Here is a 15,167-nt window from a genome sequence, read left to right on the forward strand (position 1 = left end):
ATGACAAGAAGAAATTTTTTATCACTAATGGGGATGTTTCTGATTGGAATCCTAATCTTTTGGTATTTTATAAGGGATGTTAACCTAAAATTATTAGTAGCTGATTTCTTTAACATCAATTGGTTTTGGATGGTAATTGCAACCCTCTGTATGTTCGCTTATTTTGGATTTGAATCATGGATTACGCATACCTTAGTCAAAGATCAAGGTGAAAGCCATTTTACGTTTAAAGATGCAGTTAGAATCCCTTTAGTAGAACAATTATTTAATGGGATTACACCATTTTCTTCTGGTGGTCAACCAGCCCAATTGGTTGTGATGATTCAAACTGGAATTGATGGTGGTAGAGCGAGTTCTGTTCTTTTGATGAAGTTTGTTGTCTATCAAGCAATGATTGTTGTTAATTTCATATTTAGTTTGTTGATCGGATTTCATTACATTGCTGAAAAATTACAATATTTATCGTTATTTGTATTGTTTGGGTTTATAATTCATTTGGTAGTAATCATTGTACTGCTAATGATAATGTATTGGCATGGCTTTACTAAGCGGTTTGTTAATACAATTATGAAACCGTTAAAGTTTTTTGTTAATTCTGAACGTTACGAAAAATGGCAATTAACGCTTAATCAGAAAATCGATAATTTTTATCAAGAAAGCGTTCGGATTGCTAAGCGGTGGAAATTATTATTTAAAATTGCATTGATTACATTTTTTCAATTATTACTTTACTATTTAGTTCCATATTTCATTATGCTTTCCTTGGGATATGATCAAGCGAATATTGTTATGATAGTTAGTTTACATGTCTTAATTGTTATGATTATTTCGCTATTTCCAATTCCAGGTGGTGCTGGTGGTGCCGAATATAGTTTTGAAATGCTGTTCAAAAGTTACATTGTTAACAGTAGTAAATTGGTATTAGCGTTAATTTTATGGCGCATTTTAACGTATTACCTTGGATTAATTTTGGGGGCAATTGCGTTATTTATTAAACCTGATAAGGTAAATGAAATTGGTTCCAAGAATGGTAAATAATATATTTATAACAATTTAGTGGGGGCACTATACAATGTCTAGTCATATGAAAAAAGGAAATCGATTCCTAAACTCTAGGTTGGGTTTCTTTATCCTAGTATTATTTTTATTTTGGGCGAAAACTTATTTCGCTTATCAAGCTGAATTCACTTTGGGAGCAAAGGGAGCTCTTCAGCAATTTTTATTGGTTGTGAATCCTTTACCTGCAGGAATCTTACTTTTTGGGATTGCATTGTACTTTAGGGGCAGGTTAGCATATTGGTTAATGTTGATTATGGATTTGATCCAATCAATTTGGCTGTTTGCTAATATTGTTTATTATCGTGAATTTTCTGACTTTTTAACGTTTGGGATTATCAAGGGATCAGGAGATGTTCAAAATAACTTAGGGAAGAGTTTAGCTGAAATTATTCATCCAATTGATTTCGTTGTCTTTTTGGATGTAATTATTTTAGTGCTCTTACTTTCTTTTAAGATTATTCGAATTGATAAGCGGCCCTTTAAGATTCGTAATGCATTTGCAGTTACTGTATTGTCGCTAGTTTTGATGTTTGGTGAGTATAGCATTGCGAATGCAGACCGATCTGGTTTATTAACTCGTTCTTTTGATAATAATTATATTGTTAAGTACTTAGGGATGAACGAGTATGCTGCATTTAATGCTTATCAGACGCATAAGGAGAGTCAAACTAGAGCAAAAGCTAAGCCTAGTGATTTAGATAGCGTCTTGAAATACCTTAAGCATAATCGAGCAAAGGCTAATATTGATTACTTTGGGAAGGAAAAGGGGAAAAATGTATTTATTATTCACCTAGAAAGTTTCCAACAGTTTTTAATTGACTATAAAGTCGATGGTAAGGAAGTTACTCCAAATTTAAACAAGTTCTATCATGGAGAACATACAATTTCATTTGATAACTTTTATCATCAAGTAGCTCAAGGAAAGACTTCAGATGCTGAAATGATGCTGGAAAACTCTTTATTTGGGTTACCACAAGGTTCAGCAATGGTTACCTATGGAACTCAAAATACATTCCAAGCAGCTCCTGCAATTTTAGATCAACATGGTTATACAACTGCCGCAATGCATGGGGATGTTCCAAGTTTTTGGAATCGTGAAAATACCTATAAGTCTTGGGGATACCAATATTTCTTTGATTCAAACTACTTTAAGGAAAAACCATCATACAGTGTTGGCTATGGTTTAAAGGATAAAATCTTCTTTAAGGATGCTGCTAACTATATTCAACAGTTACCGCAACCATTCTATGCTAAATTGATTACTTTAACTAATCACTATCCATATATCCTTGATAAGCAAAACCAGGACTTCCCAGCAACTAAGACTGGTGATAATACTGTTGACCCTTATGTTCAGACTGCTCACTATTTAGACCAAGCATTTGGTGAATTTATGAACTATTTAACAAAGACTGGCTTATTAAAGAATAGTATTGTTGTCGCATATGGTGATCACTATGGAATTTCAAATAATCATCGGCCTGCAATTGCTCAATTACTAAAGAAAAAGAGCGTCGATAGTTATGATCTTGCTCAATTCCAAAAGGTTCCATTTATGATTTATGGAGACAATTTAGAGGGTAAGATTGATCATACTTATGGTGGTGAAATTGATGTATTGCCAACGATCTTACATCTATTAGGAATTAAGGATAATAAGACGATTCAGTTTGGACAGGATTTGTTGTCTAAAAAGCGTAAGCAAATCGTTGCATTTAGGGATGGTGACTTCATTACTCCTAAATATACCGTTGTTAGTGGTAGTGTCTATCTTACTAAGACTGGTAAGAAAATTAATCCAGATACAAAGCAAAAGAAACGAATTCAAGCAGATCAAAACCATGTTAATACTGAATTATCCTTATCTGATAAGGTTATTTTAGGTGACTTATTACGTTTTTATGATCTGAAGGACTTTAAGAAAGTTAACAGAAGTGATTATAATTATAAACCGAGTGCTGGACTTGCTAGCCTTAAGGAGCGCAATAGCAAAGAACACACTAGCTTAATGGATGAAAATGGCGGTAAATCAACTATGAATGACTATAAAACAGATGCTCCTGAATTAAAAAAGTAAATTAGTTTAAAAAAGTAGTTGTCAAATTTAATATATTAGTGTAGTATAAGAATCATCGTTTTGATAAGTTATCAATTCGGTGATTCTTATTTGTTTAACGACTTAAAATAATAAAAAAAGTTGTTGACAAACATTTGATGGTTTGATAATATATTAAACGTTGTCAAATAAGCAACTGATGTAAGTTCTAATTATGACTTTCATCAGTTGAAAAAATTCCTAAAAAAGTTCTTGACATTAATATTAGCATTATGATAATATTAAGAAGTTGCTTTATTGGAATCAACGAAAGTAGATCTTTGAAAACTGAACAAAATTATGACAAAAAATGTGTAAGGAACTTCATTTTAAATGAAGTACAAAAAACTTATGCGAAGTCAATTCGCTTTAAAAGTAACAAATATTAAGAAGAGCTAACGTTAAGCTTTTCATCATAAGATGAGAGTTTGATCCTGGCTCAGGACGAACGTTGGCGGCGTGCCTAATACATGCAAGTCGAACGAACTTCCGTTAATGATAGTTGATGCTTGCATTAACTTGACTTAACATCGAAGTGAGTGGCGAACTGGTGAGTAACACGTAGGTAACTTGCCCTAAAGCGGGGGATAACATTTGGAAACAAGTGCTAATACCGCATAACAACAAAAACCGCATGGTTTTTGTTTGAAAGATGCGTTTGCATCACTTTAGGATGGACCTGCGGCGTATTAGCTTGTTGGTGGGGTAATGGCCTACCAAGGCAATGATACGTAGCCGACCTGAGAGGGTAATCGGCCACAATGGGACTGAGACACGGCCCATACTCCTACGGGAGGCAGCAGTAGGGAATCTTCCACAATGGACGCAAGTCTGATGGAGCAACGCCGCGTGAGTGAAGAAGGGTTTCGGCTCGTAAAACTCTGTTGTTAAAGAAGAACAAGTTTGATAGGAAATGATCAAGCTTTGACGGTATTTAACCAGAAAGTCACGGCTAACTACGTGCCAGCAGCCGCGGTAATACGTAGGTGGCAAACGTTGTCCGGATTTATTGGGCGTAAAGCGAGCGCAGGCGGTTTTTTAAGTCTGATGTGAAAGCCTTCGGCTTAACCGGAGAAGTGCATCGGAAACTGAGAAACTTGAGTGCAGAAGAGGACAGTGGAACTCCATGTGTAGCGGTGAAATGCGTAGATATATGGAAGAACACCAGTGGCGAAGGCGGCTGTCTGGTCTGTAACTGACGCTGAGGCTCGAAAGCATGGGTAGCAAACAGGATTAGATACCCTGGTAGTCCATGCCGTAAACGATGAATGCTAGGTGTTAGAGGGTTTCCGCCCTTTAGTGCCGCAGCTAACGCATTAAGCATTCCGCCTGGGGAGTACGACCGCAAGGTTGAAACTCAAAGGAATTGACGGGGACCCGCACAAGTGGTGGAGCATGTGGTTTAATTCGATGCTACGCGAAGAACCTTACCAGGCCTTGACATCTCCTGCAAAGTTAAGAGATTAGCCGTTCCCTTCGGGGACAGGATGACAGGTGGTGCATGGTTGTCGTCAGCTCGTGTCGTGAGATGTTGGGTTAAGTCCCGCAACGAGCGCAACCCCTATTATTAGTTGCCAGCATTAAGTTGGGCACTCTAGTGAGACTGCCGGTGACAAACCGGAGGAAGGTGGGGACGACGTCAAATCATCATGCCCCTTATGGCCTGGGCTACACACGTGCTACAATGGACGGTACAACGAGTCGCAAAACCGCGAGGTCAAGCTAATCTCTTAAAGCCGTTCTCAGTTCGGATTGCAGGCTGCAACTCGCCTGCATGAAGTTGGAATCACTAGTAATCGTGGATCAGCATGCCACGGTGAATACGTTCCCGGGTCTTGTACACACCGCCCGTCACACCATGAGAGTTAGTAATACCCAAAGTCGGTGCAGTAACCTCTTTTGAGGAGCTAGCCGCCTAAGGTAGGACTGATGATTAGGGTGAAGTCGTAACAAGGTAGCCGTAGGAGAACCTGCGGCTGGATCACCTCCTTTCTAAGGAATAATTCGGAACCTTGCACAGTCATAGTTTTGTTTAGTTTTGAGAGGTCTACTCTCAAACTATGGAACCACGCTTCTTTGGGCCTATAGCTCAGTTGGTGAGAGCGCACGCCTGATAAGCGTGAGGTCGATGGTTCGAGTCCATTTAGGCCCATTATTAATCACTTGTTGATTGATTTAATTTAAATGGTATGGGGAATTAGCTCAGCTGGGAGAGCACCTGCTTTGCAAGCAGGAGGTCAGCGGTTCGATCCCGCTATTCTCCATTGACACGTAAGTGTCATAATACTTGGTTCTTTGAAAACTAGATAATATTTTAATTTTTCCAAATTATTGAATTGTATTAAATACAATTTCAACCGAGAACACCGCGTTATTTTGAGTTTTTTAAATTAGTTTTATTCGTATTTACTCAATTAACCAAATACCACTCCGTGGTAATAGGTTAAGTTATTAAGGGCGCATGGTGGATGCCTTGGTACTAGGAGCCGATGAAGGACGGGACTAACGCCGATATGCTTCGGGGAGCTGTACGTAAGCTTTGATCCGGAGATTTCCGAATGGGGAAACCCAATAAATTTAATCGTTTATTATTCAATGACGAATTCATACTCATTGAAAGGCAGACGTGGGGAACTGAAACATCTAAGTACCCACAGGAAGAGAAAGAAAATTCGATTCCCTCAGTAGCGGCGAGCGAACGGGGAACAGCCCAAACCATCGAGTTTACTCGGTGGGGTTGTAGGACTGAACATTTGAGTTACCAAAGAATTAGATAGTCGAAAGATCTGGGAAGTTCTGCGACACAAGGTGATAGCCCTGTAGACGAAATCTAATTCCCTCAGTTCAGGATCCTGAGTACGGCAATACACGTGAAACATTGCCGGAATCCGGGAGGACCATCTCCCAAGGCTAAATACTCCCTAGTGACCGATAGTGAACCAGTACCGTGAGGGAAAGGTGAAAAGCACCCCGGAAGGGGAGTGAAATAGTTCCTGAAACCATGTGCCTACAAGCAGTTAGAGCCCGTTAATGGGTGATAGCGTGCCTCTTGCAGAATGAACCGGCGAGTTATGATAACATGCAAGGTTAAGATGAAAAGTCGGAGCCGTAGCGAAAGCGAGTCTGAATAGGGCGCCATAGTATGTTGTGATAGACCCGAAACCAGGTGATCTACCCATGTCCAGGCTGAAAGTGTGGTAAAACACACCGGAGGGCCGAACCCGTGTACGTTGAAAAGTGCTGGGATGAGGTGTGGGTAGCGGTGAAATTCCAAACGAACTTGGAGATAGCTGGTTCTCTCCGAAATAGCTTTAGGGTTAGCCTTGGAGTCGAGAATCATGGAGGTAGAGCACTGTTTGGGTGAGGGGCCCGTCTTGGGTTACTAAATTCAGATAAACTCCGAATGCCATTGATTTATATCCAGGAGTCAGACGATGAGTGATAAGATCCACCGTCGAAAGGGGAACAGCCCAGACCACCAATTAAGGTCCCTAAATATATGCTGAGTGGAAAAGGATGTGGAGTTGCATAGACAACTAGGATGTTGGCTCAGAAGCAGCCACCATTTAAAGAGTGCGTAATAGCTCACTAGTCGAGTGATTCTGCGCCGAAAATTTACCGGGGCTAAGCATATTACCGAGATTGTGGACGCAACTTATGTTGCGTGATAGGAGAGCGTTCTAAGGGCAATGAAGCCAGACCGTAAGGACTGGTGGAGCGCTTAGAAGTGAGAATGCCGGTATGAGTAGCGAAAGATCAGTGAGAATCTGATCCACCGAATGACTAAGGTTTCCTGGGGAAGGCTCGTCCTCCCAGGGTTAGTCGGGACCTAAGCCGAGGCCGAGAGGCGTAGGCGATGGATAACAGGTTGAGATTCCTGTACTAGTTAACTATGTTTGACCGATGGAAGGACGTAGGAGGCTAAACGTAGCATCCTGTTGGATATGGATGTTCAAGCACTAAGTCAGGTGTTGAGTCAAATGCTTAATACCGTGTTGACAAGGTGTGATGAGGACCGAAATTTAGTAGGGAAGTCGTTGATGTCACACTACCGAGAAAAGTTTCTAGTTAGTAGTTAACTACCCGTACCGCAAACCGACACAGGTAGTCGAGGAGAGAATCCTAAGGTGAGCGAGTGAACTCTCGTTAAGGAACTCGGCAAAATGACCCCGTAACTTCGGGAGAAGGGGTGCTGCACTACGTGCAGCCGCAGTGAAAAAGCTCAGGCGACTGTTTATCAAAAACACAGGTTTCTGCAAAATCGTAAGATGAAGTATAGGGGCTGACGCCTGCCCGGTGCTGGAAGGTTAAGTGGATGAGTTAGCTTCGGCGAAGCCCAGAAACGAAGCCCCAGTAAACGGCGGCCGTAACTATAACGGTCCTAAGGTAGCGAAATTCCTTGTCGGGTAAGTTCCGACCCGCACGAAAGGCGTAACGATCTGAGCACTGTCTCAACGAGAGACTCGGTGAAATTGAGATACCTGTGAAGAAGCAGGTTACCCGCGACAGGACGGAAAGACCCCATGGAGCTTTACTGTAACTTGATATTGGGTGTTTGTATAGCTTGTACAGGATAGGTAGGAGCCATAGAAGTCGGGACGCTAGTCTCGATGGAGGCATTGGTGGGATACTACCCTCGCTGTATGAACACTCTAACCCGCACCACTGATCGTGGTGGGAGACAGTGTCTGGTTGGCAGTTTGACTGGGGCGGTCGCCTCCTAAACAGTAACGGAGGCGCCCAAAGGTTCCCTCAGAATGGTTGGAAATCATTCGACGAGTGTAAAGGCAGAAGGGAGCTTGACTGCGAGACATACAGGTCGAGCAGGGACGAAAGTCGGGCTTAGTGATCCGGTGGTACCGTATGGAAGGGCCATCGCTCAACGGATAAAAGCTACCCTGGGGATAACAGGCTTATCTCCCCCAAGAGTTCACATCGACGGGGAGGTTTGGCACCTCGATGTCGGCTCATCGCATCCTGGGGCTGTAGTTGGTCCCAAGGGTTGGGCTGTTCGCCCATTAAAGCGGTACGCGAGCTGGGTTCAGAACGTCGTGAGACAGTTCGGTCCCTATCCGTCGCGGGCGTAGGAAATTTGAGAGGAGCTGCTCTTAGTACGAGAGGACCGGAGTGGACATACCGCTGGTGTACCAGTTGTGCCGCCAGGCGCATCGCTGGGTAGCTATGTATGGATGAGATAAACGCTGAAAGCATCTAAGTGTGAAACCCACCTCGAGATGAGATTTCCCATTCCTTTATGGAAGTAAGACCCCTGAAAGATGATCAGGTAGATAGGCTGGAAGTGGAAGTGCAGTGATGCATGGAGCGGACCAGTACTAATTGGTCGAGGACTTAACCAAGTAAGGTTGTTCTCACGGAAGAATAAGATATTATCTAGTTTTGAGAGAACGAAGTTCTCACAGATAAATAGTGTGGTGATGATGGCCAGAAGGATACACCTGTTCCCATGTCGAACACAGAAGTTAAGCTTTTGAGCGCCAAAAGTAGTTGGGGGATCGCCCCCTGCAAGGATAGGACGTTGCCACGCTTTATGGAGGATTAGCTCAGTTGGGAGAGCATCTGCCTTACAAGCAGGAGGTCACAGGTTCGAGCCCTGTATCCTCCATTCATGAAAATAATCATGTTTGGATTTATAAATATTTTTTAAAGGCTTTTATGCCGACTTAGCTCAGTTGGCAGAGCATCTGTCTTGTAAACAGGGGGTCGGAGGTTCGAATCCTCTAGTCGGCATTGCTGCGGAAGTAGTTCAGTGGTAGAACATCACCTTGCCATGGTGGGGGTCGCGGGTTCGAATCCCGTCTTCCGCTTTGCCAATTCATTATTATGCCGGGGTGGCGGAATTGGCAGACGCACAGGACTTAAAATCCTGCGGTTAGTGATAACCGTACCGGTTCGATCCCGGTCCTCGGCACTTTTGCACCCATAGCGCAACTGGATAGAGTGTCTGACTACGAATCAGAAGGTTGTAGGTTCGACTCCTACTGGGTGCATATATTCGGGAAGTAGCTCAGCTTGGTAGAGCACTTGGTTTGGGACCAAGGGGTCGCAGGTTCGAATCCTGTCTTCCCGATTGAATAAAATTTCAATAGTTTTATTTATAGATCGCGGTGTAGCTCAGCTGGCTAGAGCGTCCGGTTCATACCCGGGAGGTCGAGGGTTCGATTCCCCCTGCCGCGATAGTGACTTGGACCTTTAGCTCAGTTGGTTAGAGCCGACGGCTCATAACCGTCTGGTCGTAGGTTCGAGTCCTACAAGGTCCATTAAGACCTTTAGTTTTAACTTCAATATGGAGGATTACCCAAGTGGCTGAAGGGGGCGGTCTTGAAAACCGCTAGGCGTGTCAAAGCGCGCGAGGGTTCGAATCCCTCATCCTCCTTTTTTATTATCGCGGGATGGAGCAGTTCGGTAGCTCGTCGGGCTCATAACCCGAAGGTCGTTGGTTCAAATCCAGCTCCCGCAATTATGGTCCGTTGGTCCAGTTGGTTATGACGCCGCCCTGTCACGGCGGAGATCACGAGTTCGAGTCTCGTACGGACCGTTCCATATGGCTCGGTAGCTCAGTTGGTAGAGCAACGGATTGAAGCTCCGTGTGTCGGCAGTTCGATTCTGTCCCGCGCCATTTAAAATTAAATACCATATTATGCGGGTATAGTTTAGTGGTAAAACCATAGCCTTCCAAGCTATTGTCGCGAGTTCGATTCTCGTTACCCGCTTTATATGGGCCTATAGCTCAGTTGGTGAGAGCGCACGCCTGATAAGCGTGAGGTCGATGGTTCGAGTCCATTTAGGCCCATATGGAGAAGTACTCAAGTGGCTGAAGAGGTGCCCCTGCTAAGGGTATAGGTCGCGCAAGCGGCGCGAGAGTTCGAATCTCTCCTTCTCCATTTTATATGACCCGTTGGTCAAGTGGTTAAGACACTGCCCTTTCACGGCAGTAACATGGGTTCGAATCCCGTACGGGTCATTTTATATGACGACTAAAAATAAAATAATATTATCGCGGGATGGAGCAGTTCGGTAGCTCGTCGGGCTCATAACCCGAAGGTCGTTGGTTCAAATCCAGCTCCCGCAATTATGGTCCGTTGGTCCAGTTGGTTATGACGCCGCCCTGTCACGGCGGAGATCACGAGTTCGAGTCTCGTACGGACCGTCATAAATAAAAGAGGATATCTTAGTTGATATCCTCTTTTATTTAACATAATGATAAATAGTTTCAAAGTAATTAGTATTAATTTCATCTTTGAAGTTAAATAAGTAATCAGCAGTTTTATTACGATACCAATTAGCAACTTTTTTATCATCATTCCATGTTGTTAAAATGACACGTTTAGATAATTTATTATCTGTATATAAGGAATAAATTGAGCTCATTCCATCTGGTAATGAATTGTTATTAATAACATTATTAATTTTAGCATCCAAAATCTTTTGTTGATTTTCGTCTAGATCAACACTAATATAACTAATCGAATCATGCCAATTGTCATTTCCCATTTGACTAATTACGCTATAGTTAATGGGACTATTAAAAATAGTTTTTTGATTAGATAAATCAATTAGTTCAAAACTATCAAAATTACTAATTGAATTAAAAAGCAGTAGTTCATGACTTTTATTTTGATTCATGATGTTTTCTAAATAACTTTTACTACCAAAAGTGACATAAATGTTAGCTATCATTTTCACTCCTCCTTTACATATATTATACTAGTAACTGAATATATTAAAACAAAGGAGCATTATGATTATGAAAGTAAGGGTTCTTGGATTTTATGGGGGCTATCCTACCAATGGGATTGGAACTAGTAGCTATTTAGTTCAAAGTGGTGATTTTAACCTTTTATTGGACTGTGGAAGCAATGCATTAAACGAGCTACAAACCGTTATTGATCCACTAAAGTTAGATGCTGTAATTTTATCACATTATCATCATGATCATACTGCTGATATTGGTGTTTTACAGTACTATTGGCAATTGAACCCAGATGGTCGTAAAGAGCCAGTTTTACCCATTTACGGGCATACTGAAGATCCAATTAATTTTGCAACTTTAAATTGGGCAAATTCAACCGAAGGAATTGGATATAATGATATAAATCCAATAACAGTTGGGCCATTCACAATTTCATTTTTAAGAACCCATCATCCAGTTCCAGCATTTGCAATGAGAATTATTGATAAAGATGGAAAAGTTTTAGTTTTTACTGCTGATACTAGTTATTTTGACGGATTAATTCCATTTTCTCAAGATGCAGACTTATTAATTACCGATACAAATTTCTTTGCTGCCAAAAAGGGTTTAAAATGGCATATGACATCAAAAGAATCAGGGGATCTTGCTAAAAATGCGAATGTAAAGAAACTAATGCTTAGTCATTTACCACAAAAGGGGGACTTAAAACAGCTTGTAGAAGAAGCTAAGCTACAAACTGGATCTAATTGCGAAGTTTATAGAGCAATTCAAGATGAAACAATTATTTTATAAAAAAAGTGCTAATAGCTTTTATTTTAGTATGAATGTGAGATAATAGTAATAGTATTTTATTGTGCTAAGGAGGTGCTCATCTATGGAAATGGATAGAATTAATGACAATACCATCAGAGTTCTAATTAACAATGATGATTTAAGTGCTCATGGCATTACCGTACTAGATCTATTAGGTGACCATAAGCAAATTGAAGAATTCTTCTATAGCATTTTAGATGAAATTGATACTGATCATCAGTTCCAAGGTGACAACGAAGCTTTGACTTTTCAGGTATTACCAAATAAAAATGGGCTTGAATTATTTATTAGCAAAGCTGACCCAGATGATCCGGATAAAACTCGTCGAACTAATGACACGGTTACTGATTATATTAAAAATCAACTTCAAAATCGTGATGTAAATGATTTATCAGATATTTTGGATGAAGATGATTCTTCAAAAGAAAATGAAAATGAGATTGAAAAACCACGTCGAAGAACTTCTTACGAAGATTTAATTGTTGTGTTTAATTCCTTTGAAGATTTTATAGCATTATCAAAGCGATTAAGAATTGAGAGTGGTTCTTCTAATTTATATCTTTATGATGGTAAATACTATTTAGAAATGATGTTTTTCCGTAATCTTGATGGTTCGGGTGATGAGGTTCTTGATAATCAAATTGCTTTATCACTTGAATTTGGAAATAAGGCTAACGTTACTTCAGAAGTATTAAGTGAATATGGTAAAAGAATCATGGATACTAGTGCGTTAGAGCTAGCTAGATATTATTTTAAAGATTAATATTTAACTTATTGATAAGGACTGATTTCGATAATTTATCGAAACCAGTTCTTTTTTTATTTTATCCGATAGGGTGTTGCTTTAATTGTTTCTTCATTAATAATAAGCAAAATGGTTAGCGCCGAATTTACGATGTTTTATTCATTATATTTGAGCTTTTTCCCGTACTTTTTAGTGGAGGGATCAATAAAATGTTAATTGCATATAATGAATTTGGTAAACTGATTTCAGCTGATGATGTTGATATCAATAATGAATCTTTTTATTGTGTTAGTTGTAAAGAACCATTGATTCTTAAAAGTGGTTCAATTAAAGTTAATCACTTTGCACATCAAAGAGGCAGTGATTGCTCTTCATTTAGCGAAGGAGAGACATCTGAACATTTAATTGGGAAAAAACAATTATTTAATTTTTTTAAATTCAGCAACCCAATTCTAGAACATTATTTTAATAATTTAAAACAACGTCCAGATATTTTATTAGAAAATAATTTAATAATTGAATTTCAATGTAGTCCAATAAGTAACAAGCGACTATTAGAAAGGTTGTCAGGCTATCATTCAATTAATCACCAATCAATTTGGATTCTTGGACTACCATATTTAAAGAGAATTAATAGTTATAAAAAGTTAAAACAGTTTTTAAGATATAATCGTAAATTAGGATTTTATCTTTTGTACTGGGACTTTAAACGGGAACAAATGGAAATTCATCATCATGTTCGATTAATAATTGGTAAGCTTGATTATCAAATAAAATTTATATCAAATTTCCAAGAATTCAAAATATTTATCAACCAAGATATTAAAGGTAATATTGATATAAACTTTAAGATGTTGAATGATAGATTGGTTAATAGAATCAAGGCAATGCAAAATTCGTTAATTTATAATCAAAATCGGTTAGATCCGATTCAAAATTTATGTTATGAAAATGGATTTAATATTGTGGGATATCCAATATTATTAGATTTTCCAATTATTGAAGCACCGATTATGGGTAAAAAATTAATTCAATTTAAAATTGTAATGTTAATATATCTAAAGATTTATAGATCGGTCAAAATTAGTGATTTAATAAACAAGGTTAATGCTTTTATTGGGATTGATCAGCATTTTTGTATGATAGATAATAGTGTTATTAACTATTTTATATTGAGGATTTTAAGTTTTTGGGATGAACAAGGGGTAGTTAATTTGAATCAACAATCTGTTATTCTAAAACAGATGCCAAATTGGTATGCTTCTTATGATTTAAAAATTGCTGCCCTGTTAGACAAAAAAGGGAATTAGCCCAATCGCTAATTCCCTAAATAATGTGTAAATTCGGAGTTATGTTATTTTTAACTATTTTTTGTTTTTCGTTGAATAATCCGTCTCTTTTACAAATATTAAACAAATCTTTATAATTAACTTGGTTCATTAAAATACCTGATTCAAAGGAATCACAGTCAAAGATAACTGCAGATGCTGGTTCTTTAATATTCATTTCATTAGCTAATTTTTGATCAGCCTTAAATGCATTAATTGCAAGTTCTGATCTACGATCCTCACTAAACATTTCTATATCTAATCCAGCATCTTCAGCAACTTTAAATGCAATTTCATCTGTATATTTATGATTTTTTTGAATCAACTCTTCTTGAAGTCCAATTAAAAATTTACGACCACATTTGCGTCCTTGAAATAGAGAAGCTTTATAGTCAAGAACGGTATCGTATTCAATTTTAAAATTTTTGCTTTCGTTCATTGGTCGCTTGTTATTGTTTAAATATCGATTTCGAATAATTTGCATATTCAACATTGGAATGAACTGAAATGAAAAATTTTTATCAAGGTCATCAGCTAATTTTAAAATAACATGCTCGGCTTTAAAGCAATCATTGCATAATGGATCCACAAATAAATAAGCTTCGAGCATAACAATTCCTCCTTTCAAAGATCGATAATAATAACAAGCGATTTTATTAATTCAATGTATAGAATAACAAATTTATAATAAAAAACAAAATATTTGCTTTAAAACACAAATATTATTTAAAAACACTTTCAAGTGCTTGTATTAATGTGATTGTGTTAAAATTAGTAAGGTTACTATATTCAAAGGAGGGTGATTTAATGGAAGATTGGAAGGCATTCTTGTTCCCATATCAACAAATTGTTGATGAGCTAAAAACAAAACTTCGTGGAATAAGAGCTGAGTTTATTAATGAAAACCGTAGATCACCAATCGAATTTGTCACAGGGAGAGTTAAGCCTGTAGACAGCATTAAAGAAAAAATGCAACGCCGTTATATCGAAGAATCTAGATTAAGACAAGATATGGAAGATATTGCTGGATTAAGAATTATTTGTCCGTTCATTGAAGATATTTACTATGTAGTTGATTTGCTTAGGCAAAGGTCAGATTTAAATATTTTAGAAGAACGCGATTACGTTCATAATGAAAAAGCAAGCGGTTATCGATCATATCATATGGTTTTTGAATACACTGTTCAAAGTATTGATGGTCCTGAAGTGCTACTTGCAGAAATTCAAGTTCGAACACTTGCAATGAATTTCTGGGCAACGGTTGAGCATTCAATTAACTATAAGCATCAGGGAAATTTTCCTGAAGTACTTGAAAAAAGGCTCCAAAACGTTGCAAATACAACGTATAAACTTGATGAAGAGATGTCATCAATTAGAAAAGAACTAGCAGAATATCAAGACAATAAGGAAGATTGA

8 protein-coding genes, 20 tRNA genes and 3 rRNA genes are annotated in these 15,167 nt (G+C 38.7%); 29 read left to right on the forward strand and 2 right to left on the reverse strand.

What is annotated here, in order from left to right; all coding sequences use genetic code 11:
- From ACSYTJ_RS02560 to ACSYTJ_RS02680, 25 genes are all read left to right on the forward strand, one after another.
- Positions 1 to 1,038 carry a lysylphosphatidylglycerol synthase transmembrane domain-containing protein gene (locus ACSYTJ_RS02560; RefSeq protein WP_491716083.1) on the forward strand — a complete coding sequence of 346 codons (1,038 nt, stop codon included), beginning with the start codon at positions 1 to 3 and terminating at the stop codon, positions 1,036 to 1,038.
- A gap of 34 nt (positions 1,039 to 1,072) precedes the next feature.
- Positions 1,073 to 3,136, forward strand: a complete 2,064-nt coding sequence (locus ACSYTJ_RS02565; RefSeq protein ID WP_491720064.1) for an LTA synthase family protein — start codon at positions 1,073 to 1,075, stop codon at positions 3,134 to 3,136.
- Between the two features lie 434 nt (positions 3,137 to 3,570).
- Positions 3,571 to 5,146, forward strand: a 16S ribosomal RNA gene (locus ACSYTJ_RS02570).
- Between the two features lie 86 nt (positions 5,147 to 5,232).
- Positions 5,233 to 5,306, forward strand: a tRNA-Ile gene (locus tag ACSYTJ_RS02575).
- A gap of 39 nt (positions 5,307 to 5,345) precedes the next feature.
- A tRNA-Ala gene (locus ACSYTJ_RS02580) sits at positions 5,346 to 5,418 on the forward strand.
- 177 nt (positions 5,419 to 5,595) lie between these two features.
- Positions 5,596 to 8,511, forward strand: a 23S ribosomal RNA gene (locus ACSYTJ_RS02585).
- 71 nt (positions 8,512 to 8,582) lie between these two features.
- A 5S ribosomal RNA gene (gene rrf, locus ACSYTJ_RS02590) occupies positions 8,583 to 8,699 on the forward strand.
- Together the 16S, 23S and 5S rRNA genes with 20 tRNA genes alongside form the textbook arrangement of a ribosomal RNA operon.
- A gap of 5 nt (positions 8,700 to 8,704) precedes the next feature.
- A tRNA-Val gene (locus ACSYTJ_RS02595) sits at positions 8,705 to 8,777 on the forward strand.
- Between the two features lie 52 nt (positions 8,778 to 8,829).
- Positions 8,830 to 8,902: transfer RNA gene (locus tag ACSYTJ_RS02600), tRNA-Thr, on the forward strand.
- Between the two features lie 5 nt (positions 8,903 to 8,907).
- Positions 8,908 to 8,979, forward strand: a tRNA-Gly gene (locus tag ACSYTJ_RS02605).
- 18 nt (positions 8,980 to 8,997) lie between these two features.
- Positions 8,998 to 9,083 (forward strand) — tRNA-Leu (locus ACSYTJ_RS02610).
- 5 nt (positions 9,084 to 9,088) lie between these two features.
- Positions 9,089 to 9,162: transfer RNA gene (locus tag ACSYTJ_RS02615), tRNA-Arg, on the forward strand.
- Between the two features lie 6 nt (positions 9,163 to 9,168).
- A tRNA-Pro gene (locus ACSYTJ_RS02620) sits at positions 9,169 to 9,242 on the forward strand.
- Positions 9,243 to 9,275: 33 nt separating this feature from the next.
- Positions 9,276 to 9,349: transfer RNA gene (locus ACSYTJ_RS02625), tRNA-Met, on the forward strand.
- A gap of 9 nt (positions 9,350 to 9,358) precedes the next feature.
- Positions 9,359 to 9,432, forward strand: a tRNA-Ile gene (locus ACSYTJ_RS02630).
- A 28-nt stretch (positions 9,433 to 9,460) separates the two neighbouring features.
- A tRNA-Ser gene (locus tag ACSYTJ_RS02635) sits at positions 9,461 to 9,548 on the forward strand.
- A gap of 10 nt (positions 9,549 to 9,558) precedes the next feature.
- Positions 9,559 to 9,632 (forward strand) — tRNA-Met (locus tag ACSYTJ_RS02640).
- A 4-nt stretch (positions 9,633 to 9,636) separates the two neighbouring features.
- Positions 9,637 to 9,710: transfer RNA gene (locus ACSYTJ_RS02645), tRNA-Asp, on the forward strand.
- An 8-nt stretch (positions 9,711 to 9,718) separates the two neighbouring features.
- Positions 9,719 to 9,791 (forward strand) — tRNA-Phe (locus ACSYTJ_RS02650).
- Positions 9,792 to 9,814: 23 nt separating this feature from the next.
- Positions 9,815 to 9,885: transfer RNA gene (locus ACSYTJ_RS02655), tRNA-Gly, on the forward strand.
- A gap of 6 nt (positions 9,886 to 9,891) precedes the next feature.
- A tRNA-Ile gene (locus tag ACSYTJ_RS02660) sits at positions 9,892 to 9,965 on the forward strand.
- A gap of 3 nt (positions 9,966 to 9,968) precedes the next feature.
- A tRNA-Ser gene (locus ACSYTJ_RS02665) sits at positions 9,969 to 10,056 on the forward strand.
- 8 nt (positions 10,057 to 10,064) lie between these two features.
- Positions 10,065 to 10,136, forward strand: a tRNA-Glu gene (locus ACSYTJ_RS02670).
- 34 nt (positions 10,137 to 10,170) lie between these two features.
- A tRNA-Met gene (locus ACSYTJ_RS02675) sits at positions 10,171 to 10,244 on the forward strand.
- Positions 10,245 to 10,248: 4 nt separating this feature from the next.
- A tRNA-Asp gene (locus ACSYTJ_RS02680) sits at positions 10,249 to 10,322 on the forward strand.
- 38 nt (positions 10,323 to 10,360) lie between these two features.
- Here ACSYTJ_RS02680 and ACSYTJ_RS02685 read toward each other — a convergent pair.
- Entirely contained in the window at positions 10,361 to 10,852 is a 492-nt protein-coding gene (locus ACSYTJ_RS02685; RefSeq protein ID WP_491716085.1) for a hypothetical protein, read from the reverse strand.
- A gap of 67 nt (positions 10,853 to 10,919) precedes the next feature.
- Between ACSYTJ_RS02685 and ACSYTJ_RS02690 the strand changes: the two genes are divergently transcribed.
- The 3 genes from ACSYTJ_RS02690 (at position 10,920) to ACSYTJ_RS02700 (ending at position 13,733) form a co-directional block, all read left to right on the forward strand.
- The gene (locus ACSYTJ_RS02690) at positions 10,920 to 11,657 is read left to right on the forward strand and encodes an MBL fold metallo-hydrolase (protein WP_491717290.1); all 738 of its coding nucleotides are present in this window, start codon (positions 10,920 to 10,922) and stop codon (positions 11,655 to 11,657) included.
- A gap of 82 nt (positions 11,658 to 11,739) precedes the next feature.
- Complete coding sequence (locus ACSYTJ_RS02695) at positions 11,740 to 12,441, forward strand: adaptor protein MecA (RefSeq protein ID WP_491720065.1); 702 nt, start codon at positions 11,740 to 11,742, stop codon at positions 12,439 to 12,441.
- 191 nt (positions 12,442 to 12,632) lie between these two features.
- The gene (locus ACSYTJ_RS02700; protein WP_491720066.1) at positions 12,633 to 13,733 is read left to right on the forward strand and encodes a competence protein CoiA; all 1,101 of its coding nucleotides are present in this window, start codon (positions 12,633 to 12,635) and stop codon (positions 13,731 to 13,733) included.
- A gap of 16 nt (positions 13,734 to 13,749) precedes the next feature.
- Here ACSYTJ_RS02700 and ACSYTJ_RS02705 read toward each other — a convergent pair whose 3' ends face one another.
- A complete protein-coding gene (locus ACSYTJ_RS02705) occupies positions 13,750 to 14,361 on the reverse strand; it encodes a DsbA family protein (protein ID WP_491716088.1) in 612 nt (203 codons plus the stop codon).
- A gap of 197 nt (positions 14,362 to 14,558) precedes the next feature.
- Between ACSYTJ_RS02705 and ACSYTJ_RS02710 the strand changes: the two genes are divergently transcribed.
- The gene (locus ACSYTJ_RS02710; RefSeq protein ID WP_491716089.1) at positions 14,559 to 15,167 is read left to right on the forward strand and encodes a GTP pyrophosphokinase; all 609 of its coding nucleotides are present in this window, start codon (positions 14,559 to 14,561) and stop codon (positions 15,165 to 15,167) included.

The sequence above is a fragment of the Nicoliella sp. ESL1113 genome, from assembly GCF_058509245.1.